16 protein-coding genes are annotated in these 26,003 nt (G+C 37.4%); 13 read left to right on the forward strand and 3 right to left on the reverse strand.

Annotation, left to right across the window (positions count from 1 at the left end):
• Window positions 1–3 precede the first annotated feature (3 nt).
• The 5 genes from F777_RS0105130 to F777_RS0105150 all read left to right on the forward strand — a co-directional run bounded on the left by F777_RS0105130 (window position 4) and on the right by F777_RS0105150 (window position 13,419).
• Window positions 4–2,058, forward strand: a complete 2,055-nt coding sequence (locus tag F777_RS0105130) for a Piwi domain-containing protein (RefSeq protein ID WP_026751107.1) — start codon at window positions 4–6, stop codon at window positions 2,056–2,058.
• Between the two features lie 18 nt (window positions 2,059–2,076).
• A complete protein-coding gene (locus F777_RS0105135) occupies window positions 2,077–9,831 on the forward strand; it encodes a UvrD-helicase domain-containing protein (protein ID WP_026751108.1) in 7,755 nt (2,584 codons plus the stop codon).
• A 104-nt stretch (window positions 9,832–9,935) separates the two neighbouring features.
• Window positions 9,936–10,214 carry a hypothetical protein gene (locus tag F777_RS0105140; protein WP_026751109.1) on the forward strand — a complete coding sequence of 93 codons (279 nt, stop codon included), beginning with the start codon at window positions 9,936–9,938 and terminating at the stop codon, window positions 10,212–10,214.
• A 77-nt stretch (window positions 10,215–10,291) separates the two neighbouring features.
• Window positions 10,292–12,052: an AAA family ATPase gene (locus F777_RS0105145; RefSeq protein WP_026751110.1), complete on the forward strand. Its 1,761-nt coding sequence runs from the start codon at window positions 10,292–10,294 to the stop codon at window positions 12,050–12,052.
• Entirely contained in the window at window positions 12,052–13,419 is a 1,368-nt protein-coding gene (locus F777_RS0105150; RefSeq protein ID WP_026751111.1) for a 5-methylcytosine restriction system specificity protein McrC, read from the forward strand. The genes F777_RS0105145 and F777_RS0105150 overlap by 1 nt, the downstream gene beginning before the upstream one ends.
• Before the next feature lie 614 nt (window positions 13,420–14,033).
• On the opposite strand, the gene F777_RS17980 is transcribed toward F777_RS0105150, so the two are convergent.
• Window positions 14,034–14,201, reverse strand: a complete 168-nt coding sequence (locus tag F777_RS17980; RefSeq protein WP_161631484.1) for a hypothetical protein — start codon at window positions 14,199–14,201, stop codon at window positions 14,034–14,036.
• A gap of 527 nt (window positions 14,202–14,728) precedes the next feature.
• On the opposite strand from F777_RS17980, the gene F777_RS0105175 reads away from it, so the two are divergent.
• Window positions 14,729–15,157 (forward strand): DUF6943 family protein, encoded by a 429-nt coding sequence (locus tag F777_RS0105175; protein ID WP_026751113.1) that lies wholly within the window; start codon window positions 14,729–14,731, stop codon window positions 15,155–15,157.
• 511 nt (window positions 15,158–15,668) lie between these two features.
• On the opposite strand, the gene F777_RS0105185 is transcribed toward F777_RS0105175, so the two are convergent.
• On the reverse strand, window positions 15,669–16,418 hold the full coding sequence (locus F777_RS0105185) for a hypothetical protein (RefSeq protein WP_026751114.1): 750 nt from the start codon (window positions 16,416–16,418) through the stop codon (window positions 15,669–15,671).
• A 246-nt stretch (window positions 16,419–16,664) separates the two neighbouring features.
• Between F777_RS0105185 and F777_RS0105190 the strand changes: the two genes are divergently transcribed.
• From F777_RS0105190 to ygiD, 4 genes are all read left to right on the forward strand, one after another.
• On the forward strand, window positions 16,665–16,853 hold the full coding sequence (locus F777_RS0105190; RefSeq protein WP_037369874.1) for a hypothetical protein: 189 nt from the start codon (window positions 16,665–16,667) through the stop codon (window positions 16,851–16,853).
• Window positions 16,854–17,299: 446 nt separating this feature from the next.
• Window positions 17,300–18,367, forward strand: coding sequence for a Fic family protein (locus F777_RS0105195; protein WP_026751116.1), 1,068 nt, complete (start codon window positions 17,300–17,302; stop codon window positions 18,365–18,367).
• 151 nt (window positions 18,368–18,518) lie between these two features.
• Window positions 18,519–18,986 (forward strand): phage tail protein, encoded by a 468-nt coding sequence (locus F777_RS0105200; protein ID WP_026751117.1) that lies wholly within the window; start codon window positions 18,519–18,521, stop codon window positions 18,984–18,986.
• Window positions 18,987–19,125: 139 nt separating this feature from the next.
• Window positions 19,126–19,959 (forward strand): 4,5-DOPA-extradiol-dioxygenase, encoded by an 834-nt coding sequence (gene ygiD, locus F777_RS0105205; RefSeq protein WP_026751118.1) that lies wholly within the window; start codon window positions 19,126–19,128, stop codon window positions 19,957–19,959.
• On the opposite strand, the gene F777_RS15785 is transcribed toward ygiD, so the two are convergent.
• Window positions 19,956–22,148, reverse strand: coding sequence for a TonB-dependent receptor family protein (locus tag F777_RS15785; protein ID WP_051408441.1), 2,193 nt, complete (start codon window positions 22,146–22,148; stop codon window positions 19,956–19,958). The two genes, ygiD and F777_RS15785, sit on opposite strands and share 4 nt — an antisense overlap.
• Window positions 22,149–22,458: 310 nt before the next feature.
• Between F777_RS15785 and F777_RS0105215 the strand changes: the two genes are divergently transcribed.
• From F777_RS0105215 to galK, 3 genes are read left to right on the forward strand one after another with little or no spacing between them, the layout of a single operon-like run.
• On the forward strand, window positions 22,459–23,436 hold the full coding sequence (locus F777_RS0105215) for a formylglycine-generating enzyme family protein (RefSeq protein WP_235785889.1): 978 nt from the start codon (window positions 22,459–22,461) through the stop codon (window positions 23,434–23,436).
• 2 nt (window positions 23,437–23,438) lie between these two features.
• Window positions 23,439–24,845, forward strand: a complete 1,407-nt coding sequence (locus F777_RS0105220) for an arylsulfatase (protein WP_026751120.1) — start codon at window positions 23,439–23,441, stop codon at window positions 24,843–24,845.
• Between the two features lie 3 nt (window positions 24,846–24,848).
• Window positions 24,849–26,000 (forward strand): galactokinase, encoded by a 1,152-nt coding sequence (gene galK / locus F777_RS0105225; protein WP_026751121.1) that lies wholly within the window; start codon window positions 24,849–24,851, stop codon window positions 25,998–26,000.
• Window positions 26,001–26,003 lie beyond the last annotated feature (3 nt).

Genomic DNA, 26,003 nt, shown 5'->3' on the forward strand with positions numbered 1-26,003 from the left:
AAAATGCAGCAAGAAATTCAACTAAACATCATTCCATTTACAGCTCCCGTTGAGGAAGCTGAATTTGCTTTTTACACAGCAAAGCAAGATGGATATTGCCCCATACACAAAGACGATTTAAACGGAGCAATTGAAGGTTTAGTTGATGAAAGTGACCTGCATTATGGAAACTGGCTCTACACCGATTTTGCACCCGCAAAAGAAAACGCCATTATCATTTCGGTAAACCTCAATGATTGTAAATACTTTGCCCAGCACTATTACAGGCATTTAATCCGTACTCATTTCAAAGGAGTTGCGGACATCATGCGGAAGAACTTCACCAATGAAATTGAAGTTTGGTTTCACAATACAAAAGCAAGCAGTACAAAATTCAAAGTGTACAATCAGTTTACACTGAAAGTACAGCACAACAGGGTTACCGATGGTCCCGAATTGGTTGTTTCATTTGATGGCACAACGAAAGTGCTGAATAAAAGCATTGCCGAAATACACAACTTTAAAACAGAGTTATACAACTGGATAAACTGCAACGGTGAATTGAACCGATGGAAATACCTCACCGATGATCAGAAATTGAACCATGAAAAAAACTATCCGGTAGTGAGCAATACATTAAAGCCACACTTTGATATTGCTTTTGATGTGCCGGATTTCAAAAACCGTTATCCCAAGTATTTCACCCTGCTTAACGACTTTTATAACAATTACCTCAATACAGATGCTTTCACAGCAATCCTGCCGCTTTCAGCGGACGGATTTTTCAAACCTAACGGTTTGTCAGTGCAACGCATCAATGGCACATCAAATGAATTGCAGTTTGGCAATGGTGTAGGTGTTGAACCCAAGAGAGATTTAAAAAGATTGAAGCCTTACAAGCCTGTTCCAAAGCCAAGCAACGTAAAGTTCTTTTTCATTTACCATAAGCCAGACAGAGAACATGCAGTAAAGAATATTTGGCAGTACTTTAAAGATGGCTACAACGGCCAATATCCATTTCCAAAAATGGAAGAGTACATCAGCCAGCCATTTGAATTGGAGGAGAACGGCAGCATTTCATTTGATAATATTGATGATGCAGTTTCAGTAGTTCAAAAAGCAATCAAGAATAAAGACAGGTTGCCCGATACAAAATATTTTGCGGTATACATAAGCCCTGTTCCTAAGTGGGAGAAAGACCCCAAGCGTAACAGCATTTACCACCGCATGAAAGAAATATTGTTGTACGAAGGCATCACCTCACAGGTGATTTGGAAAGAGAACATTTCCAAACCTGCATTCAACTTATTTCTGCCTAACATTGAAACAGCAATTTTAGCCAAGCTGGGCGGTGTTCCCTGGAGGCTGAAAAGAGATACTACCAATGAATTGATTGTTGGCGTTGGTGCTTTCTATTCCATTACCCGTAAATCAAAATATGTAGGATCAGCTTTCTGTTTCAACAACGAAGGCATTTTCAAAGGCTTTGATTGTTTCGGTGCAAATGATACAGATAGCATCGCAGGTTCAATCAGGGAAGCAGTAGGCAAATTCATTGCCTCCAATTACAAAGCCACAAGGCTGATTATCCATTTCTACAAAGACCTCAGTAAAAAGGAACTCAAACCCATCATTGACACCCTCCATGCGTTGGGCTTACCTATTCCAGTAATTGTAGTAACCATCAATAAAACAGAGAGCAAAGAACTATTGGCATTTGATACCAGCAGTCAAAAGCTGATGCCTTACAGCGGAACCATTGTGAAAGTGGGTGCAAAAGAATACTTGCTATTCAACAACACCCGTTACGAAGAAGCATCTGCACCAACAGACAGGGAGCACCACTTCCCGGTAAAGATTTCATTCTTCAGCGATAAAGCAGAATTATTAGATGACCCTGCATTGATAAACCAACTCATTGACCAGGTCTATCAGTTCAGTAGAATGTATTGGAAAAGCGTAAGCCAGCAGAACCTGCCGGTTACAATCAAATACCCCGAAATGGTGGCCGAGATATTCCCATACTTCACCCACGACAAACTACCCGACCACGGCAAGGAGAGCCTGTGGTTTTTGTAAAAACACCAGAACTGATTAATGGAACTAAACAACATTCTAAATACTGAAAATATAAATATTGAGCAGCTTCAAAAAGGATTGAAGCACATTGGGCTTAATCTATCCAGATTTGATGGTGTTGTGGAAGAACAGGTTCCGGGACTTTTAGAGTTATTTAAAATAGCAATTGATATTGATCCAAAGACTACAACCAAGTTTACCAAAATGGATCTTCGGTCAAAACTTGAAAAGGTTTTAAAAGGACAGCCAATTAATAATCACAGTAATACTGTTGCTGCCAAAGAGGTAACAGAAAAAAAAATACCAGCAAGTGATCAACCAAAAAACAATCACCAAACTTCAAATGTCAACCGACAGCCACAATTAGCTTCAATAAATAAAAAGCTTGGCAAAGTCAAATTTTTTGATTCTACAAAAGGATTTGGGTATGTGCATAGTTTCACGGATAACAAAGATTGTTTCATCCATGTATCAAAACTTATTACCTCAGGTATTGATGAGGATGATATAGTAATTTTTGAAACAGTTGCCTCAAGAAAAAAGCCTGGAGAATTAGATGCAATCAAAGTTTCTAACAAAATTCCTGTTTTTATTTTCAATAAAGATTCTTCGTCAAAATCCTTTGCCTATCCACTCTTAGATAATCAATTAGAAAAAGAAATTGCTTTAACAGAGAAATATGAGACTGGATTTGCTACAGTGACTGCTCATTATCGGGCATCAAGTTGGAGGACTTCGGTTATACCTTCTGAAATAATTCAAAAAGCAGAATCAATTTTATTTGGTAAGGCCATAATTGTAAAACTTTTACCCAACCTTAATGAATATAAGGGCACAATTGAATGGCTAACATCATTGCTACAAACAGAACTCAAAGAAGCCGAAATAAATTCAATATACATTGATGTAATTAACAATTTTGAGCAGAAGACAATTCCTGAAATAAATAAGGAAATAAAGAACATCAAGGACATTTCATTCTTTAAAATATACTTAGAAGAAAAGAAGAAAACACTAAATAAAATTAGCTTCGTTTTGTGGGCAATGGGCGAAGTTGAAAAGTTACCCAATCCCTCTAAGCAAGAAGAAGTTGACATTTGGCGATTTGAAGTGTTACCATCATTAGATTGGAAGACATTACAACAGGTATTAACAAAACTTCTTTCTGAACAAGGTCCAACAAAGCAAGTTGAAGAATCATATAAGTATTTAATTGGCCAAGGCTGGGAGATTAACAGTAAAGAAGAACTGCAAGCTGTTACTATATTTCTGGAAGCATTTAAAACTGCCTTCCCTTCCATCCCATTGGAAGAAACTAATTATAGATGCAATGCCAATCAGTTTTATATAGAACTATATAATTCAGGTTCAATAAAAGAGCTTTCGGAAGCTCGTACAAAGCAATACATTGAAGAGTTAAAGACTGATGATGAAAAAGCTGGCTTCATAGAAAAGCTGCCGTCTGATAAAATTCTATCTTATTATTTTTCTTTTCCATCCCTGTCAAATTATCAAGAAAAATACATTGCTGGTATACTTGAAAGCGAATTTTCAAAAATTGACTTTTTGTGTTTCGACTTAGAATCCGATGGTGAGAAAATAAATGAGTTTGCCTGGAAAAGCAGATTAGGCGTTAAAAGCGAATCAGATTTTAAAAAGCCAGAAGATGGTATTGCAGAACTGGTAACTCTTATAAATTCAGGTTCTATAATTATTGGTCAGAACATTAAGGAGTTTGACTTATCTGTATTATCAAATCATGGGGCTTCGCCATCTTCTGATTTTATTTGGGATACTCTCGATGTTGAAATGTTGCTTAACCCAGAACGATTTAGTTACGGACTTAAAACACAACACAGTGCAGCATCAGATACGGAACTCACTTACCGATTATTCAAAAATCAATTATCAAGGATAATAGTTTCGCAAAGTAATTTAGATGCAGTTAAAGAATTATTGCCTTCAAAAGCAATCGAAGCAATTAATCAAATTAGCAGTAATTCAAATTGGGCTTTGTTGGATTATGAATATTTTGTAAAACAGTCCAATGAGTTTTTCCGTCCTAATCCCACAAACCAAAATATTTCTGAACAAACATTTAATCAACTCACAGAAAAATTAAATGAAGAGGGGAACAAGGTTGTAATTGCTCCCGAATTTCTTTGGAATACATTATCTCATCAATTTGACCTCACATTTTATTCGGATAATAAGTCTTTAGGTTTTTGTTTAAATAAAGAAAAAATAGAAGTGACTCTTGGGGATGACAAGTTGCTCAAAGCTATCCTTTTTCGATTTGTGGATTCATGCATTTCAAAAGGGTTGCAGCCTTATTTTCAGCACCTGCCAATAGCCATACGTTTAAAGCTAAGCATTGAGCAATCAACGTTAATATGCGACAACATTGATGTTGACTTTGGAAATATTAATCACAAGCCTATCTGCATTAAGCCAACTGATATCGAAATCCTAAAACAGTATGGTAATCAAGTTTCAGATTTAAAAGTAATTGTAGTTGGTAATGAATTATACAATCTAACAAGTAAATTACAATTAGGCCAAGACTTTGATTTTGCGACAATTTTCGACAGATTAAAAAATGAACCTATATGGCTGCAAATGTCTGGTGGCAAAAGTTTCATTAGTCTCGAACAAAGTCATTGCAGGCAATTGGGTATAACAGAGTTTCCTGAATTTGTTCAAAATATTTGGTTAGAAAAAATTGGTAAGGGCAAATTCAAAGTATGGTGTAATCTCAACTTCGAAGCCTGTATAAATGATTTGCCTATTAATGAGGCTCATTATATTGATTGGGTAGATGAAACCTTTACAAAAACAAATTCATTCATTATAAGGCCGGATGCCAGGAAGTCTGGTTATATAGCTGAACAAAAAAGGGTTAATCCTGAATCGTTGTATAGGAAAATATATTGGGTATATCAATTCAAATTATTTGAGGGTATTGGCAATACAAATAATCCTAAAGTCTTAATTGTAAACGATGAATTGGAAACTGAAAAGCTGTCGGCTTATGCAAGGCGTAAGGGGTATTTTATTCCTGATACAAAGGCTTCATTGGCAAGACAGGTAGAATTACTGCATACACATAGATCACCTAACAAACTTTTAATAGCTTCTTTCCTAACCTTAGACAAAATAATTTCAAGCAACTATACTGGCCCATTAGATTTTATATGGGATAGTTTTTTGCTACAGGAGAAATTGCAAATATTGAAGGGAAAGATACCGGTAGAATTTGAAACTAATGAAGAACAAAAGGAAGATGACTATCAAGCTGACATTAATGCGGTTCAAAAGGATTACGATTTATTTTCGCTAATAAAACTGCACAAACCACTTATTGATTATTACTATAAAATGCTTTATGATAATAATCCAGATTCACAGCTATTCCTTTGTGATACAAGACTGACTGACTATTATGGTATTGAGAAAAGTTTAAATCTTAATGCTAAAAGTGTTCAGATGTGGTTTAAGGAAGCAGATTACGATACAGATAAGGAAATTGCAGCGGAGTTCTTTTCATCAGCTCATGAGAATGCAGACACCGACTTTAATATTGATGAAGCGAAAGAAATACTCCGGCAAATCTTTTTGATTCCAGAAGAGGGTGGTGTTCCATATCCGTGGCATGATTATCAGCACCCATGTTTAAATGAAATTTTACCGGCAAAAAAGGATTTGCTGATTTCCTTACCAACTGGAGCAGGTAAATCTTTGTTATTTCAAGGACCGGCCTTATTCCGTTCAGCATTTTCGTGTAAGCTTTCAATTGTTATTAGTCCACTTCGAGCTTTAATGCAAGATCAGGTAGATGCCCTTTGGAATAAGGGCTTTTATAGCAATGTTGAGTTCCTAAGTGGAGACAAATCTCATGTAGAAATTAGAGATATTTATCGAAGGATTTCTGGTGGCGAGGTTACTCTTCTTTATATAACACCAGAACGGTTTAGGTCTCGTTCATTTGAAAATTGTCTTCTTACAAGATTGGATGCTGATAGTGGATTAGAGTATGTTGTATTCGATGAGGCACACTGTATTTCGCAATGGGGTCAGGAGTTTCGTCCTGATTATTTGAATGCAGGCAGAAAAGTTGCAGGTTATTCCGGAGTCTATCAAATGCGAAAGCTGCTATTTTCAGCTACAATTTCCGAACAGGTTTTTGAAGAAATAAGTATTCTCATGCCAGGCGTTGTAACTGTAGAAGGCACAGAGAAAAGTTACAATCCAGTAAGAGACCACATCAAAATGGATTTCAAACATAATGTGGTTGAAGATGATAGGCTTCTTGAAGTAGCGAATTACTTAAAATCAGGCAAATTCAATCCAAAATTAAGCCGGGCAATCATTTTTGTTAAGAGCAGAAAAAAAGTTGAAGAATGCTCTCTAATAATGTCGGATAGTTTAAAAGATGTATTTGGAGCTGACTGTAGTTTTGCGGAAAAGGTAGGTGCGTTTCATGCTGGAATGGATGCAGAAGATAGAAAGGACACTTATGAAAAATATAAAACGGGTGAAATTCTAATTTTATTTGCAACAAAAGCATTTGGTATGGGAATGGATATCCCAAATATTCATTTTGTAACCCATTATTCACCACCCAGTACGTTTGAGGATTTTCTTCAAGAAGTTGGCAGGGCTGGTAGAAACGAGAAACAACGATTAGAAGCAGGTTTTAATAATAGTGAAAATCCGATTAAGACACTTTGTCTTACCACCAATAATGATTTCGCAAAATTAAAAGACCAACTGCATGAAAGCAGAATTTCATGGCATGAGGTAAAGGATATTAAACAGGTATTGGAAGAATATATCGCAAGGTTTAAACCCTTGACACCGGATACTGAAATTCCAGTGGCAGTGCCGTTCAATCTATATTCAAATGAAAAAGGTTCTGTAAATGATGACCTTGATAACAAATTCAGAATTGCATTGCATTGGCTGGAACGATTAGAAAGAATTAAATTAGGGTATTTCACAATTACTCATTTAGAATTTGATTCTGCATCATTAAACAAATTAGCCGAACGTATAAATAAATGTCCGGATAAGGATTGCGAAAAAGTATGTCATGCTATACTTGAATTACTTCCAAGTGATGCTCAATCTAATAAAGTAGTACAACTTTCTATTGCATCGTTACGAAGCATTTCAAAGCTAAGTCTTGAAAACCTATTTACTGCTTTATTAAAAAATCATGCTGCGGGTATATTAAAGCTATTGCAAGATGTAGTTATTGTGCCAACTAAAATACGTTTAGATGAAACAAATCATTGCAAGAATATTTATTATGAGAATGAAAAGTACCCAGCACTGCAAGTGGTATTTTCATTAGCATCTAAAATACTGAGCTCAGTTCCTTCTAACAGCTCCAAGTTTTTTGAAGGAGAAGAATTAGATGATTACTTAAAGGAATCTGTAAATGAAAATATAAACTTTAAGAAGCTACCCTGGACAAAGAAAGACAATGCAGAAGGTCAAACAAAGGAATATAACAATTACATCAAGGATATTTTCAAAAAGAGAAGCAAACATGCCTTTACTATCATTCGGTTGTTGGGGAAGACTAAACACGAAACCAAAATGGAAAAGGTTACTGATGGTAACCGGAAAGTCAGAATAAAGCAGTCAATATTTAATGGCTATCACAAAAAGGAAGAATGGTCAAATAAAATCACACAATTAGAGAAAGACTGCATAAAACTATTGGATTATGTAGCAAAGCAATACTTTGATAAAAACATAAAGAATTTCAACTGGCCGGATATTATTTCTGATTTGGATTTCAAAGGGAACGTACAATATTTATCTGACTTGCTCTTTATATTATCTGTATTAGGATATAGTAAAACAGGAGGCTTACTTCCTACCGGTATTGAGATTTACCTTACCTCAATCGAGAATATTGACGAAACAGATTTGCAATCGCTTGATAAAAAAATATTTGAAGAATTTGAGGAAACCAGAAAAGTAAGAGAACTTAAATTGATAGCATTAGAGGTGTTGGCTGGATTCCAAAAAGGTGGATTAGGTAATGATGCAAGTACAGTCAGAAAAAAGCAAGATACTTTTATTAGGAAATACTTCGGATGTAATTCATTGGAAAGCTTATTGCAATTATTACAGGATGAACTTCCACCGAATGACCCATTGCTTGTTAAATGGAGGGGTGATGCTATAAAAACTGAAGAAGACCGCCTGAATGAGGAACAACGTAAAGTTTATGATGCCGAAATAAACCAGCATATTAATGTTATGGCTGGTCCTGGTTCCGGTAAAACACATACATTGACTCTTCGTGTTGCAAGATTAGTACATCATATTGGGACAAATCCAGAAGAAATTTTAGTGCTGGCATATAACAGAGCAGTTGTTTCTGAATTGAAAGAAAGGTTAGGCCGCCTATTCAACGACTTGGGTTACGGAAATTTAGCTAAGAGAATCAAGATATTTACCTTTCATGGTTTGGCTAAAAGATATTGCCAAAATGAAATTAAAGGTCAACCATTTGATGAATGGGAAACAATTTTACTTGATCAACTGAATAATGCTCCTGGGCAAATAATGAATCAATTAGCCCCATTAAAGCATATTTTGGTAGATGAATTTCAGGACATTAATAATGTAAGAATTAGGCTTTTAAACAAACTGCATGAATTAACCGATTCTCATTTGTTTATTATAGGCGACCCAAATCAAAGCATATATGGCTATGAAAGAATAAAAGAAGGTGGAAGCATGAGCCCTTGGCCATACTATGCTGATTTTAATGAGATATTCAGTCCAACTCAATTTGAATTGTATGACAATCACCGGTCTTATCCGGCAATTTTGAATTTAGCAAGTCAGATATTGACACTTCCAGAAGAGCACCAGCATTTAATTCCAAGACCAACAAGAGTTCCTGATGAGAATTTCATCGCTAATTATGCTCAAATTATAGACAGGACACAGCAAAGGGTTGATTGGTGGGATCAGATTTCAATATTAATGCAAGAAAGAGTTGGGCAACGGCCATATAAACAGATAGCAATTCTTTTCAGAACAAACAATGAGGTGTATAGAGGCTTTCAAAAAATAAAAGGACTTAATCTTCCCAATATTAGAATCCGTATTCAAGGTAGCTTACCTTATGAGTTCACTCGTATAAGAGAATGTCATGCAGTTATATTGTTCTTGAAATCTAAAATAGGTCAACAAATTCCGTTAGATTTCAAACAAACATTTCGTGTATTTATAAACGACCTGATAAACAACAACCAAAATTGGAATCATTTTTACATTAGAGTAATTCATGCACTTGTTTTGGAATACTTGGAAGAACAAGATGAAAGTCAGGTATTCGATAATTTATTAGAGTTCATAACCGAATTAACCTATAAGGATGATGGTCAGTTGTATAAAATATATGAAAAACATTTAGATAGAATTTCGGCTGCAACTCATGAAACGGAAATAGTTTTAACTACAATGCACAAGGTTAAGGGGCTCGAATTTGATAGCGTTATTATCCCTCCATCATTCTCAAATCTACCTTTAAAAATCAACGACCTGTTAACTCAAGCAGAACTTGATGAACAGTTAGACGAAGAAAAACGATTGGCATTTGTAGCTTATACAAGAGCAAGGTATCGTTTGCTAATCTTCAAGCATTTCAGAGAAATTGCGTTAGCAAATAATAACCGCTATGTCATTCCTGAAAATGCAAATGTGGGCCTGGGCATCCCTGTACAGCCGGAAATTAAAAACTAAAAATAGGCTGGGCTGCTAAAGCATTTAATTTTAATGGCGGTGTAAACAGTTATATTAATACTTCGGTCAAAAGTGGTGATTTTGTTTTTGTAAGAAGGAGAGTTGTGCCATACAACGGCACACAATTCATTGTTCATGAACTGCTAAAGGAAAACACAACAAGACCCATCGGAGAATTAGCGGGTAACGCCAATATTGTCAGAGACCACCAAACTGTTTCAGGATTTGTTGTGAACGAAGTGGTGGTTTGGTCATATGAGGACACTTGCAAATTCGATTCAGAGAATGATACAAATTTTGCAAGAGATTGGTGTCAGGAAGCAAGGAATCAAGGTTACATTTATTTGGTAGATTTTGCTGGCTTTGGTGTTCCGGCTGATTGATTGGTAGGGTAAATATGATTTCAGAAATAGTACGTAACATAATTTGCTTTTTGCAAATAGAGATAAAAAAATAAAATATGAAAGTAAATTCGGCATTGCCAGTGTATGATTTATACACACAGTTCATTGAAACTTGCATCCTTCAAGGGAATAGCTTATTAACTGATGATAAGGACATTTTTACCATTGCAGTTGCTGATGAGGTTATTGATAGGTTTATTACCAAAGGCTTGGTAGGTGGAGATAACTTTGAAACTAAAATTCGCAAACAATTTGATGGTGCAGATTACAAAACCCTTTTATTCTTTGCCCATGCAAATTGGCTTTGGGCAATGTCTCCAAGTGACATAACTCAATGGAGGAAACAGCAGGTAGTTAAGGACGTGATGAATGATCAGGGCATTGTCTTGCATCAGGATAAATTTCCAGCTCAGGGTTTTGGTTCGGCAGGTCAATGGCACCGGCAAAATAAACATGCTGAAATTACTTTCATCATATTTCTGATTAAGCAATTGCTTTTGTCAAAGGAAGCCGGTAATTTAAAAACAGTTGAAGATGCTAATACCATTGCGGAAAAGATATGTTTGAAGTGCAAATACGATTGGGATGGCGATAAGGAATTTATTGATGAAGCAATTTGGAAAGCAATTCCGGAAGGAAAACTTGCGATGTATAATATTTTGCCTCATTTATGTAATCCGGCACATTACGAGCCAATAGCATCAGAGAATCATAAGCATAGAATTATTAATACATTTCACAGTCTACTGTCTGATGCTCCAAAAGAAATAATGGACGGTAATACAGACCAGAAGATATTAGCCATTCGACAAAAAATTGCCGAATACTGGGGTGTACCAGATTTTAGTTTTTATGATGATGAATTAATAGAGATATGGAATTATTATAGCGGAATTTCTGACTTCGATGCTTTTCAAGCAATTCAATATAAGAAGGCTATTATATTTTATGGTCCTCCAGGCACGAGTAAAACACACTCAGCTGAGCAATTGGCTACCAACTTGATATATCAGCATTATTTTGCAAAACCAGAGAATGTAAGGGCTTACTTTAAGGATAACCCGGAAATTAAAAAAGAACGTATCCATCATCTACAATTGCATCCAAATTACACCTACGAAGATTTTATTGGCGGTACGCAGTTTAAAGACGGGAATACAATTAAGCAGGAAGGTTATTTATTAAAACTGTTAGAAAAGGTAAGAAAAGATGATTACCCAAATGTTTTGATCTTGGATGAAATAAATCGTGTTGATTTATCGCGTTTGTTTGGTGAACTGTTCTCAGCTTTAGAAAAAAGAGAAACAGATATTGCAACATCAGTCGGTGATTTCATCATCAATGTTCCGAAAAATCTGTATGTCATTGGTACTATGAATGAAATTGACTTTTCATTAGAAAGGCTTGATTTTGCTTTGAGAAGAAGGTTTGTTTGGTTTTTCTTTGGATACAATCAGGATACATTAAAAAATATACTTAGGCAAAAACGCACTGCATCAGGTAGCAATATTAAGGATGAGGAAATTGAGGAGTATATCGCAAAATGCACAGCTCTAAATATAGCAATTGAAGGCATTGAAGAGTTGGGGAAACAATATCAAATTGGGCACACATTTTTTGCAGAGATTGTAGATATTCATGAATCATTCAGAGACTTAGAGGGATTCCCCCGACTTAAACTATTGCGTAAAAACGCATCGGTAAAAGTTCTTTGGGATATATCAATTAAGCCAATGTTGGAAGCATTTTTAGGGAATATGGACAGGGCTACAAAAGAAGAGCATATTAATAAATTAGCTCTAATACTATTGCCATAATGCAAGTAAATGACTGCATAAATATTGAAACAAAAGATTGCAGCTTGCTGCAAATTTCTTCTGAACATTTGGAAGCTATAAAGTCATTCAATACAAATGCTGTGGCATTTAATTGTTTTAATTTTAAAGCAAATCCATACTCAGAAGAAAGTACTTCTTTACTTGAATATGACTACAAAAATAATTCATGGTGGTCAAGTAGGTATATAGGTGAGGCAAACTTTAAACACAATGGTCAGGAATATAAATTGACAATTCAGCCAAGATTTGGTGAATTATTTTTATTTAGGATGTTCGAAGAAATATATAACATTCGTCTTACACATTCAACAAATAAAATTACTAAGTCAACCGATATTCAGTTTTTAATTCGCAAGGTCATTTCATTTATTTGGGTTCAACTTTTAGCAAATGCAAATAAGCATGGTGTGCCAAAGAGAAATGTTACACGTTCTTATCAAGGTTCAAAAATCAAAGGTAAAATTGACATCACAAAAACGATTCAGTCTTTGACAAAACTGAATTTAATAACATCATCATACAAGGAGAAAGCAGTTGATTCCACAATTTCGAGCATCATTTTACGGGCGTACAAAATACTTAAATCAGATTATGGATTAGACAGTATAAACTTACCCGACAATGCACAAGATGCGTTGAATGATTTGTTTATAGAAACCAAAGATGTAAGTAATATAAGTAGTCATCAATACAAGAATATAGTTTACAAGGATATATATGTTTCTTTTAAGCCATTAGTCGATTTCTCCTGGGATATAATTCAAAGGAAAAATATTCTAAATCAAGAAAAGAATAATAAGCAAAATAAAGGGTTTAGCTTTTTTATTGACATGGCAGAGGTTTGGGAATTATATCTTAAATCGCTTTTGAAGAAGAAATTGCAACCGCAAGGTTGGAAACAGATAGATGCTAATCATTTTATTTACAAGGATAAATTTTACCGTAGAAGTATTATCCCGGACATTGTTTTATTGAACGGTAATAAAAGTATTGTATTAGATGCTAAGTATAAGCGAATGTATTTTTTTGGAACAGAGTTAGATCGAACTGATTTTTTTCAAATACACACCTATTCTGGCTTTTATTCAATAAACAGTAATTTAATCACAGCTGGTTTATTATATCCGATTACTTCAAAAGCAGATAGCACAAAGTTGTTATCTCATCATTCTAAAGGACTTTTTGGAGAATCGACTTCTAACACAAATTTTGTTGTAGATGGTATTGATATTTCATTCTTAAATGAAGACTCAATTTCTCATGATGATAAAATGGTTTTAATGAAGGAAAAGGAAACCGAGTTTATTGATCGCATTTCAGTAACATTAAGCGAAGTCATTAATTAGGCATTTTAGTTCCTTTAAGACATTCTCCCCCCAGCCAGCCCACAAGCACTGCTTATGCAGTGGCTAACACACAAAGCCAACGCTTCCACTGCATCTATGGTGTTGCCGCCATTTTTAACTGTCATACTTTTTGTGGCTATGCTCCCCACGCTTTTGGCACATTGCCTGTTCCGCTTCGCTACACAGCCAAAGAGCCAAGCCAACCCAAGCATAGCAACAAAAAGACGCTGCACTCCAACCACCACCACCGTTTCGCTTATGCCAGTATAAAAATTGGCGGAAGCATACTTAAACATAATGCGGTCTTATGTGTTCGCTTCGCACAGCCACCCATCGCTTATGCAAGCATCCCACCGCAGTGGCTGTCACATAAGTCGCCATTATGTTAAGTAGCCAACACCATAGCATCCCGTGAAAAACGGGATGAAGCCGTGCTTTTTGCCACCGCACCCCCCAAGAGCCACACACCCCTCCACCCTTTCAATGGTGCAGCAAAAAATAAAGCATGATTTGTTTAATGGCCATGTGCTTGCGGTAGGTTCATTCACTTCATCTCCATTCCGTTCAGGCGTTCCGTTCATTCCGCTTCGCTTCATTCTCTACACTATCCTTCACTACATTCCGCCTACGTTCATTTCACCAACCTCAGCACCGCACAGCAAAAGCAATTCCTTCTCTGCATTCCGCAAAGCCATCACACAGGCTTTCCGTGTCTTGGCGTCCCGATAGCCCAAGCACAAAGCCATCCCACAATCGGGACTGCTCATGCCACTCCAAGCCACCAACCCGGTTTGCTCCATTCCGTTCAGTCATTGCATTTGCTCTTGACCCACCGCACGATTGAAAGCGGTATGCTTTATTTTTTCCTGCGAAGTGTTTACCCCAGCCGACCCTCGAAAGACATCTCCGTTCCAATTGAAATTTAATAGCGATTGATAAGCATTGTAGAAATACAATTCGGATTTCCTTTTTGTAAAGAAGAATAGAAATTGAAAAGATGATCCTGAAAAAAATAAAAATAAAAAGTGCAGCAAAGGTAGGTGGCTGGCACAGGCCAACGCTTGAAAAAAACCAAAAGACTACGGCATAATGAAAGGCAAATAATCTGTTTATTTTTTTATTGGTATTTGCCTTTCACCCTTCGGGACTTATTCCGTTTCCTTTTGGTTTTTTAGCCACGCCACCTCTGCGATTGCTTTCTTTTTTTTTCTGTTTTTTTTCTTTGTCAAATTATATATGTGTTGCGTAGCGTAAGCGAAGCAAGCGGTTGGCAAGGGCAAAAGCAGATACAAACTTAAAAGCGAGTATTATGCACAGTCCAAAAATTCACTCATTCAATCCAAAAAATCAAAGCACCAGTTTTGAATTTTACATTCTCTCAAAAGGTTTAAATAGTGGTAAGCCACTAACTGCACCTTGTCCAAATTCGTTTGTTTGCACTTGCAACAGTCAGGAGCAAAAAGATTTTTACTACTGGTTGCTTTTCGGTTTGTGGAAGGCAAAATATTTTCATCAGTTCCTTACTGGTTCCGTTATTCCATTCCTTCGTATATCAGATTTGAAAAATGAAGTTTGCATACAAGCCGAGAAGGTGGGCAGGCAAAAAGAGGAATATAAAAGCACCGTTGATAAAATCAAACTACTGGAAGAAAAGGAAAAAGCCATCAGGCAAAATCTGGCATTAATCAACGACCTGAAAAGAGCAATGATTTACCGCCACCTAAAAAGCAAAATGTAGGGCAGCCCTCTACATGTGGCTACTCGTTGCATAAATAAATTTTAATGTGCAAAGGTAGCATGGCGGGCAGACGCACAGAGCCAACCAAAAAAAACCAAAAGACTACGGCATAAACACAGACCCACCGCACAAGGCTATCTTTTATTCCGTTTCCTTTTGGTTTTTTTATCCGCCATGCTGAGAGATGCACATAAAATTTATTTATTATGCAAAAGCATCCACGTATCAGTTCCGGCAGCCATCCAGGCATTTGCCCATTTACTCCGCAGGTCCTTCATCAGTTCTTGCAGCTTGCACCTCATGGTTATAGTCGCTATATCCGCAGGTCGTCACTCATTGCCCAGCATCACACAGGTGTTAAGGTTTATCGCCTTCCATGTGGTTGTTGCCTTTGGCGTTATCCTTCAGGTGTTCGCCAGCTTTCAGCATTGCCCTTTTAGGGGCTTTGCTTAAATGAAAAAGCCCCACCATTTCGGCAGGGCTTTTTCCTAACTGAAAGAACGAACAAAGGTTATGCAGCATCAACAATATTCAGCACGTTGTATGAGCCATTTTTAAGCGAATACTGGATACCGTTTACTTCCTGAAAGAACTCAATCAGCAACAGGTAAAACTTAGTACCTGCACCGGCAGGAACGCCAGCAGGGGTCAGTGTTACAGGAGTGTTGGTTCCGTCAATCGGCAAATTGGTTACAGGACTGTACTCAATTGCACTGATTTCGTTGGCGAAGTCCACATTTGCGAAAGCACCTTTCATGCTGATATGCGTTGCCCCTGAAGGGTAAGAAATATCGTTAATCGGCACAAACGCAGGGATATTGATTTCCCCAGTAGCAGGTGTTACGGTGAACGGTGCGAACATCACACCACTCAAAAGAGCTTTGTCGTTGAAATCAAAATCTTTCAACAGTGCCAATGCATCAGGATCAGCAATACCATCAGCAACGGTACGTTCACCACGTACAGAAGCCACATCGTAATTTTTAATTTGCGTCATGATTTGCGTTAAACGACTGGTAACACGATTGTCAGCAGCGTTCATCATCAAATTACGAACTGCATTGCGTAATACTTTACCGGCAGTCGCAGAGCTTCCAAATTCAGAACCGTTTTCACGGGTACGCTGAAAGTTTGGATCATTTGCGATACGGTCAGCAGATACACCACCTTTGGTTTTCACCAGGTGGCCATCTTGTGTTTTGTAGAAGGTTAACTCATCCAGAGTCCCTTCAATTTTTAAAATACCTTTTAATTTTGCCATTGCTTAAAATTTTTATGAGTTAGTAAAACCGTTTCTTTTTTAGCCGTTTTATCAGCATTTGAAAACAAAAATAGAAGCAGTATTTAGGCTATGCAAAAGTTGAAAGTCATCCGTTCCGTTTCTTCCGCATTATTCCAACAAACACACTTTTACCACCCATGAAAATGAATTATCTTTGCAATGTCACTTTCATAACAGAGGTATATCATCGATATGGATAGTGTATTAAAAAGTATAATTGAAATAATGAATAGACTGTGCATTTATCCGAAAGACATTCAGGTAATCACAGGCAGAAGCGACAGGTATGGCAGAAATCTTATTAAGAAGATTAAGGACCACTTCAGTAAACAACAACACCAGGTTGTTACAGTTGATGAGTTTTGCCAGTACATGGGCTTGCAACCGGAAACGGTTGCCAAGCAACTCAGATAAGTAGAAACCTTATCTTTGCTTTTGCCTTTGGTAAGGCACAGCACACCCTGACCACATCAGGATTTTTTCTTTTCTTTGTGTAGCGTTTTCCTTTACTTAATCATTCCTTGTTGGCTATTTGTTGCCCTATCACCACAAACCCTTGATAGTAAAGGGGTCACTATTTTTTGTATCGGGAAGTAGCCCCTCTACTAGTCATTACTATTCTACAGTGTTTACATTGATTATCAGCAGGTTTTATTTGCCTTTACTTGCCGTTTCTTGCCTTTAGTAGCCAAATAGTTGTGACTATTTCGGTTACTACTTTTTATTAGTAACAGATTTGGGAAATGAGGGGGAAATTAAGGGGTCGATACATACTTTTCAGATATAGATAAAATAAGGATAAAATAAAGATATCTATAAAATCATTACTTTTATGGATAAAATAAAGGTAAAATAAGGATATGCATACCCCTAAGCTTGACTTTGACAGTAAGACAATGCAAAAGGTCATCCAATCAATTGGAAAGATTGACGCTTTTAAAGGAAGGTGGGGGAGCATTGAAAACAAAAGCGATCGCTATCTGAGAGAACTAAGGAAGATCGCCACCATTGAAAGTATCGGTTCATCGACCAGAATAGAAGGGGCTGTTTTGACTGATGAAGAAGTTCAGCAATTGGTCAATAATATCAAGGTTACAGAATTTAAAAGCAGGGATGAAGAAGAAGTGTTCGGCTATTACGAGGCACTGGACATTATTTTAGACAATGCACCCAGCATTGAGTTATCCGAATCCTACATTCTACAACTGCATACCATATTATTAAAGTACAGCAGCAAAGATCAAAGACATAAGGGCACATACAAGAACCTGCCCAATTCTGTTGTCGCCAACTATCCGGATGGGAATCAAAGAACCATATTCAACACAACTGCACCCCACCTTACCCAAAAGGAAATGCAGGAAATGATTGATTGGGTGAATACAGCTTTACAACAATCATCCGTCCATCCATTATTGGTTATTGGATTATGTGTATATGAGTTCTTATCTATCCATCCGTTTCAGGATGGTAATGGAAGATTATCACGCTTGCTCACAACGTTGTTATTACTAAAGACAGGATATGGTTTTGCACAATACATATCATTTGAACATATCATCGAAGAAAGAAAAAAAGAATACTACCAAGTGTTGATGCATGACCAACAGCATAGAGGAACTGATAAAGAAATCATCAGCGAGTGGATACTGTTTTTTTTAAGTAGCCTTGAAATATTGATAGAGAAACTGGAAAATAAATATGCTTCTTATAAAGAGCGCGGTAATTATACAAACGAAAGGCAGCAACAGATCATACAATATATTGAAACAAAGCAACCAGTTAAACTGAATGATATTGTAAAAGGATTTCCTGATCTTTCAATGCACACTATCAAGAAGGATCTGCAATTATTAGTACAACAACAAATGATTAGTAAAGCGGGTGAGAAGAAAGGAACGGTCTATGTAAAACTGATAAACAAATAGCGTCCTAAGAAACAATATTTTTAGTCGAAATCTGTTACTATTCTGGTTCTAATTTCTCTGTAACCCACTAAAATCAACACAAGTCATTTTCTGCATTGGGAAGTAGCCGACGAGCAAAACATTTTTTACCCACAGCAAAAATTTATTATTTATGCCTCCAGATACTAGTTTTAGACAGGGACCTAATTGGCCTTTACCAAAATTCAGATATGAAGTTGATTTTGGAACAGAATTAACAGGTGTTGTATTCCAAGAAGTATCAGGTATGGAATTAGAAAGCCAAGTGATTGAATATCGTGTGGGTGGAGGTTCTAATTCCTCAACAGTAAAAATGCCTGGCATAGTTAAGTTTGGAAACATCACAATGAAAAGAGGTGTCTTTGTAAACGACAATACTTTTTGGGATTGGCACAACGAAATTAAATTGAATACTATTAAACGAAGAACTGTGCTAATTAAATTGCTTGATGAGAATGGAGAGGTAACTATGCAATGGCAGTTGAATAATTCGTGGCCTATCAAAATCACTAGTACAGACCTTAAATCAGATGGCAATGAGGTTGCAGTAGACACCATAGAAATGGCATATGAACAATTGATTCTTATTAGCAATCAGTAGTCATAGAAAATTTTTTAATGAACTTGTATATAAATCAAAGTGGCAACTGAGTTGATGTAAATCAATATTTTCCGTTATCAAAGGTCATTGTGTACAAGTAGACAGCTGACTAACTTTGCATTTATAAATGCTGGAGGATATGACCACATTATCTGAATTCAAAAGCTTTACGCAGGGTTTACCAAAGAACGACTACCTGATGCCCGTTTTATTTATTGGGCATGGTTCTCCTATGAATGGAATAGAAGACACCGAATTCAGCAGAGGCTGGAAAAAAATGGCTTCAGAAATTCCAACCCCTGCAGCTGTATTGGTGATTTCTGCGCACTGGTTTACTCGTGGTACACAAATTACGGCCATGGATTTTCCTAAAACCATTCATGACTTTGGTGGTTTTCCTCAGGCCTTATTTGATGTTCAGTATCCTGCACTGGGTAATCCGGTTTTGGCAAAGGAAACCGCATCCATGATTCTGTCTACACAGGTAGAGCTGGATCACGATTGGGGTTTGGATCATGGAACCTGGACTGTTGTGCGACATATGTATCCCGAAGCCAATATTCCTGTATTGCAATTGAGTATTGATTATACAAAAGGTCCACAATTTCATTATGACTTAGCTAAGGAATTATATGCCTTGAGAAAGAAAGGCGTATTAATTATTGGTAGCGGCAATATGGTACACAATTTAAGAATGGTAGCATGGGATAAGCTTAATGAAGATCAATATGGCTATGATTGGGCAATTCAAATGAATAACCAGTTCAAATCATTAATTGAATCAGGAGATCATGCACCTTTAATTCATTACACCCAATTAGGCAGGGAAGCCCTGTTGGCTATTCCTACTCCGGAACATTATCTGCCATTACTGTACACTTTAGGAGTAGGAACAACCAGGGATGAAATCTCTTTTTTTAATGATAAAGCCGTAGGAGGATCATTAACCATGACCTCGGTTAAGCTTGGTTAAAGTTTTGCCTGCAGTGAAATAAAAAACGTTCTGCCATCAGCTGGTAATGCACCAGGTCCGGGATAACCTCCTGCTCTTCTGGTGAAGTATCTTGCATCGAATAAATTATTCAGCCCGCTTTTTATATTGAATTTGTTATTCATTTTATAAGTCAGGGTGATATCTGTAATATTATATGCAGGTATCAGGCCATTGTTCCCATTGGCTGTTGGCGTTAGGGTGTTATTCGCATCACTGAATGCCTGACCTACATGACTGTATTGCCAGGTAAACAACCATTTTTTATATCCTGCGGTTATACCTGCTCTCATAATATGTTCAGGCGCATTTTCAACGCGCTTTCCTTTGGTGTTTGCGTCCTTATGATTGCCACTGTACCTGGCATCTGTATAGCCATAGGAACTGAATACAATCAGATCAAAGGGAGTGGGTGCATTAAATGCCCTGGCAGGATTAAACTCCAGATAGCTTTCAATCCCTTTGCTGGTGCTGGCCCCAACATTGGTGATTAAGCGATAGTTTGAACCATTCGGCGTAACAACTCCAACCCGATTATTATACTGTAGGTAAAAACCACTGATGTCAAATTGTAAAAAGTTTTTAATTTTCCCTCTGTAACCAATATCAAAATTGTATCCCTTGGAATCTCTTAAATCAGGATCTACCATATCGGTAGTGGGTGGTGCCTGTAAATTGGCAAACTGAATGGGACGATAAGCCTGTGAATAATTGGCATAAATCTCTGTAGTTTTGGTAATATGGTATTCTGCACCCATTCCTGCTAAAAGAAAGCCTCTGTTTCTGGTAATATTTTGTAGCAGAATTTCATTTCCATTCGGCGCAAAGCCATTTCTGCCTGAGGCTGATCCTTGTATCCATTCATATCTGAAACCGGGAATAAGAATCAGCTTTTCATTAATACGGAAAATATTTTCAACAAATGCAGCTACATTGTTTGATCTGAAAACAATATCTCTGGGATGTTGGCCGCTGATGCTGATATCATAGTTGTTGCCTGTTGACCCAACTCCATCTGCCTGTCTGCTGGTAGTGCCGGTATATAATCGAATACCAGCCGACAAATTGTTCTGCATTTTGCCTAAAGTATAGCTGGTTATTATGCGGCTCTCCAATCCATAATTTCTATACTGATCTAAGCTGACTGTTCTGGAGTTATAGTTTCCGGTTAGGGTATTGATAGAATCTTTCACTGTAATTGGCAACATGAAACCTACGCTGTTTCTATCTCCGAATGTGGTAAACAATTTTGTGTTCCATCTTGTGTTTTCGCTGATTTCGTAATTCGCAATCAATGCTGGTGTGGTCCAGGTAATATCGAACCAATTTCGGCTCCTCAGGCTTTGTTGTGCATTCTGAACAATTTGATTATCTGTTAATCCACCTGGTTGCTGTGATCGCATATTTGAACGCATCACTTCAGCTGTTAGCGAAAACTTATTGGTAAAATGATAAGTGATAGTTGCGTATCCGGAATTATTATAGAATCGGCTATTCTCTCTCCATCCATTCCCTTCCCTGTGATCAAAGAAAGAGTAGTAATGAATTTTTCCTTTTTTACCTCCTATTGCGTTATACGAATTGAATAGTCCGTTGCTTCCAAAGCTCTGTTGTGTTTCTAATTCAATAGGTTTGTTTATTTCACTGCCGTTGCGAAGAATGTAATTGATTAAACCTCCAAACTGCGGTCCGTATTGTAAGGATCCCTGACCTCTGACCACTTCAATTCTTTGCACTGCCTGTAACTGGGGGTTATAATACGCTTCAGGATAGCCATAAGGATCTGCTGCAATATCGTATCCATTTTGTCTGACATTGAATTCCCAACTTCTGTTGGGGCTTAAGCCTCTGGCTGCAATTCCAATTTGAATACCACTCGGGTCGCTTTCCCATATATGAATACCGGGAATTTTTGCCATCACCTGGCGCATGGTATTATTCACCACATTTCCCTGCACATTGTCCATTACTATTAAGGCATTTTTTTTACCTGCATAAATATTGGTTCCAACAATCTCGGGCATTTGCTGATAATCGCTTTTACTGTTTCTGCCAACTACGGTTATATCAGGTAAATTTTTGCTTGCTGCTGTATCTGTTAAAGAAGGTGACGTTTGTCCATTTAAAACCCAAGTGATACACACCAATGCTAACACTGCAATTCCTCTCATTTTTTAAAATTTGAGCTGCGAATTTCAGCATTCTCCATTTTTGGGGTTTATTAAATCAGGAATTCGGTTTACATAATCGGGAAATCCTGAATCCGATGTATCTTTAAAATTGTAATTGTTAAATACTTTGAATTTATTTTGCCATAATATATTTAATAGCCATTTTTTCTTTAGAGAAAGTGTTGTCTTTTTTCTATTTTTTTTAGTTGTTAGTTGTAATTACAATGATTCCACGAATGGGTTATCTGAGGGATTGCATCAGCCTAGAGACTCTGTGCATGTCTGCATGCAAGTGCCACAACGATTTGGAATGTCTGATGACACTTCCATTAAATTTAATAGCGATACCTCATTACGGAATATGGTTTTAATTCCCGGTGGAAGTTTTGATATGGGAGGCGATAATGATCAGGCAGACAAAGATGAATACCCTAAACACAAAGTGACGGTTGATTCCTTTTATATGGACATCACTGAAGTAACGAATGCACAATTTGCTGCATTTGTAAAATCAACCGGCTATATCACAACTGCGGAAAGAAAACCCAACTGGGAAGAGATTAAAAAAACGGTTCCACCCGGTACCCCTAAACCCGCTGATAGCTTACTGGTGGCGGCCTCTCTCGTTTTTAAGCAAACCAGTGGTCCTGTGAATCTGAATGATTATAGTCAATGGTGGAGTTGGGTTGAAGGCGCTAACTGGAAGCAGCCGCAAGGGCCTGGCAGCAATATCAAAGGCAAAGAGAATTTTCCTGTTGTGCATGTAAGTTGGGACGATGCCATGGCCTATTGTAAATGGGCAGGAAAGCGGTTGCCAACAGAAGCAGAATGGGAATATGCAGCCAGAGGGGGAAGAGTCAATCAGATTTATCCATGGGGAAATCAGCCGGTTAATCAGGGTACACCAAAGACCAATAGTTGGGAAGGTAATTTTCCTTATTACAATGAACAGATAGATGGCTTTCTAAAATATGCACCTGTGATGTCATTCACATGTAATGGTTTTGGACTTTTTGATATGGCAGGAAATGTATGGGAATGGTGCAGTGACTGGTATCATGCAGATTATTATAAAACCCTTGCAGGTAAAAATACATTGAATCCAAAAGGGCCTGCAAAAAGTTTTGACCCACAGGATCCTTATACACCCAAAAAAGTATTAAGAGGCGGAAGCTTCTTGTGTAATGATGCCTATTGCAGTGGATATCGTGTTGCCAGAAGAATGAAAAGCAGTCCTGATACAGGTTTGGAGCACACAGGGTTTAGAGGTGTAAAAGATATCCGCTAAGTATGATAATAAATATTTTCTGTCTTTGGCTTACGCTTTTTACAGCTCCGCTTTTAATGGCGCAGGTAAAGCAAAAACAAGCTACTCAAAAGCAACCCAATATTGTTTTTATTCTCGCTGATGACCTGGGATACGGCGATCTGGGCTGTTATGGTTCAGCCCGGATACGCACTCCCCATTTAGATGCATTAGCTAAATCAGGTGTAAGATTTACCCGGTTTTATTCTGGCAGCACGGTTTGTGCTCCTTCCAGGGCTTCTTTAATGACTGGTCAGCATACGGGTCATGTTAGCGTTAGAGGGAATGGAGAAGTACCACTTTCTGCATCAGATAAAATACTGCCCCAATATCTAAAGGAAGCAGGATATACAACCGGACTATTCGGCAAATGGGGTCTTGGTCAAAAGGATACCGATGGAGTGCCGGAGAAAAAAGGATGGGATTATTTTTCTGGTTTATTGCATCATGTTGAAGGGCATTACCAAAAACCAGATTCCGGTTGGCAAATCATCAATGGGGTTTCATCAAGAGTTGCCATTCCGGATAGTCAATTCAGTAATGGTTGGTTTACTCAGGAAGCAAAGTCATTTATTAGTAATCATACTCAACAACCATTCTTTGTTTATCTGGCATTCACTTTACCTCATGCAGAATTAAATGTTCCTGGTAAGTATTTGGATACTTATCTGAATCCATCGGGCAAAAGTATTTTCGAACCAGAAATAGCCCATGTTCCCGGCAAGCATTATGGCCCGCAACCATTTCCTAAAGCGGCCTATGCCGCTATGATAACGCAAATGGACAGTTATGTAGGTGAGCTGGTTGATCTGTTGAAAAAGAAAAACCTTCTCGATAATACCATTCTGATTTTTACCAGCGATAATGGAACACATAAAGAAGGTGGAAGAATACAGGATGATATTGCGTTTTTTAAAAGCAGCGGAGAATTTCGTGGGGCAAAAAGAGATTTATACGAAGGGGGTATTCGGGTACCTTTTATTATTAGCTGGAAGAATGGACTCGAAAAAAACATAGTTAAACAGGATATGGGTGCGTTTTGGGATCTGCTTCCAACATTGGGCGAAATGGCGGGTACAAAAGCGATTGATAAACTAGATGGAATTTCATTATTGCCAGCTTTAAAGGGGAAGAATAAGGTAGCACATCCGCCATTGTATTGGGAATTTTATGAAGGTGGATTTAAGCAGGCAGTTATTTCCGGAAGCTGGAAAGCAATCAGATATTACAAAGGAGAAGAACCCAGTCATACAGAGTTGTATAATCTTGCAGCTGATCCGTCAGAAAAAAACAACCTGGCTTTACAAAACCCTGAAAAACGAATTGAATTGGAAGCAATCATGCAGAAGGAGCGAACCCCTTCAACAAATCCTTTATTTAAAATTAAATAAGTTATGAAAAATGAGTTGACAAGATTATTTATAGAACAATTTCAAACTTCGCCTCAGGTAATTGTTCGCTCTCCAGGAAGAGTCAATATAATAGGGGAACATGCCGATTACAATAATGGCTTTGTATTACCTGCAGCCATAGACAAAGCAGCTTATATTGCTATTTCGTTAAGAGCCGACGATGAAATTCATTTGTGTGCTGTGGACCTGAAAGAAAACTTTTCAACGAACATTCATAATTTAAAACCCATTGGAGATGTAAGCTGGTCCAACTATATTTTAGGTAGTGCTGCTCAATTTGTTAAAAAGGGTATTTCCCTAAAGGGATTTAACGCGTTACTCACCAGCGATGTGCCTATTGGAGCAGGTCTTTCTTCCTCTGCAGCAGTAGAATGCGCAACTGTTTTTGCATTAGATTATTTATTACGGACAGGTTATGAAAGGATAGAAATGGTTAGTATGGCCCAAAAAGCCGAACATGAATATGCTGGCGTAATGTGCGGTATCATGGATCAGTTTGCTTCCATGATGGGAAAGGCAAATCAGGTTATTAAACTGGATTGCAGATCACTCTCGTATCAATACGTGCCTTTTAAATTAGATGGAATTAAAATTTTACTATTAAATACAAATGTTAAGCATTCACTGGCTTCTTCTGAATACAATACCAGAAGAGCCGAATGCGAGAAAGCAATTGAATTAATTAAACCCCATCATCCTTCCGTAGCTTCTCTTAGGGATGCAACGGTTGAAATGCTGGATCAATATGTATTGCCTGTAAATGAATTGGTGTATCGCAGAAGTAGGTTTGTGGTAGATGAAATGGAAAGGCTGAATGATGCCTGCAAGTATCTGGAACAGAATGATATCGCATCTATGGGGGAATGCATGTTTGAAACCCATGAAGGATTAAGTAGTCAATACGAAGTAAGTTGTAAGGAGCTGGACTTCCTGGTCAATTTTGTAAAAGACAGACCAGAAGTAATAGGAGCCAGAATGATGGGGGGAGGATTTGGCGGATGCACCATTAACCTTGTACAGGAAAATGCCATTGCGCAACTGATAAGCGAGATAAAACCAGCATACGAAGCTGCCATGAACTTACCACTCGATTTTTATATCGCATCTATTGAAAACGGAACCGAAATTTTATAAATC

Source organism: Sediminibacterium sp. C3 (assembly GCF_000508085.1).
Lineage (GTDB): Bacteria > Bacteroidota > Bacteroidia > Chitinophagales > Chitinophagaceae > Sediminibacterium.

Bases quoted from the DNA above. Each gene is read 5' to 3' on its own strand.
- F777_RS0105215 (WP_235785889.1), top strand. From the start codon at position 22,459: ATGTCTGATGACACTTCCATTAAATTTAATAGCGATACCTCATTACGG.
- F777_RS0105190 (WP_037369874.1), top strand. From the start codon at position 16,665: ATGAATAGACTGTGCATTTATCCGAAAGACATTCAGGTAATCACAGGC.
- F777_RS0105145 (WP_026751110.1), top strand. From the start codon at position 10,292: ATGAAAGTAAATTCGGCATTGCCAGTGTATGATTTATACACACAGTTC.
- F777_RS15785 (WP_051408441.1), bottom strand. From the start codon at position 22,148: ATGAGAGGAATTGCAGTGTTAGCATTGGTGTGTATCACTTGGGTTTTA.
- F777_RS0105150 (WP_026751111.1), top strand. From the start codon at position 12,052: ATGCAAGTAAATGACTGCATAAATATTGAAACAAAAGATTGCAGCTTG.
- F777_RS0105175 (WP_026751113.1), top strand. From the start codon at position 14,729: ATGCACAGTCCAAAAATTCACTCATTCAATCCAAAAAATCAAAGCACC.
- F777_RS0105135 (WP_026751108.1), top strand. From the start codon at position 2,077: ATGGAACTAAACAACATTCTAAATACTGAAAATATAAATATTGAGCAG.
- F777_RS0105195 (WP_026751116.1), top strand. From the start codon at position 17,300: ATGCATACCCCTAAGCTTGACTTTGACAGTAAGACAATGCAAAAGGTC.
- ygiD (WP_026751118.1), top strand. From the start codon at position 19,126: ATGACCACATTATCTGAATTCAAAAGCTTTACGCAGGGTTTACCAAAG.
- F777_RS0105185 (WP_026751114.1), bottom strand. From the start codon at position 16,418: ATGGCAAAATTAAAAGGTATTTTAAAAATTGAAGGGACTCTGGATGAG.
- F777_RS0105220 (WP_026751120.1), top strand. From the start codon at position 23,439: ATGATAATAAATATTTTCTGTCTTTGGCTTACGCTTTTTACAGCTCCG.
- F777_RS0105130 (WP_026751107.1), top strand. From the start codon at position 4: ATGCAGCAAGAAATTCAACTAAACATCATTCCATTTACAGCTCCCGTT.
- galK (WP_026751121.1), top strand. From the start codon at position 24,849: ATGAAAAATGAGTTGACAAGATTATTTATAGAACAATTTCAAACTTCG.
- F777_RS0105200 (WP_026751117.1), top strand. From the start codon at position 18,519: ATGCCTCCAGATACTAGTTTTAGACAGGGACCTAATTGGCCTTTACCA.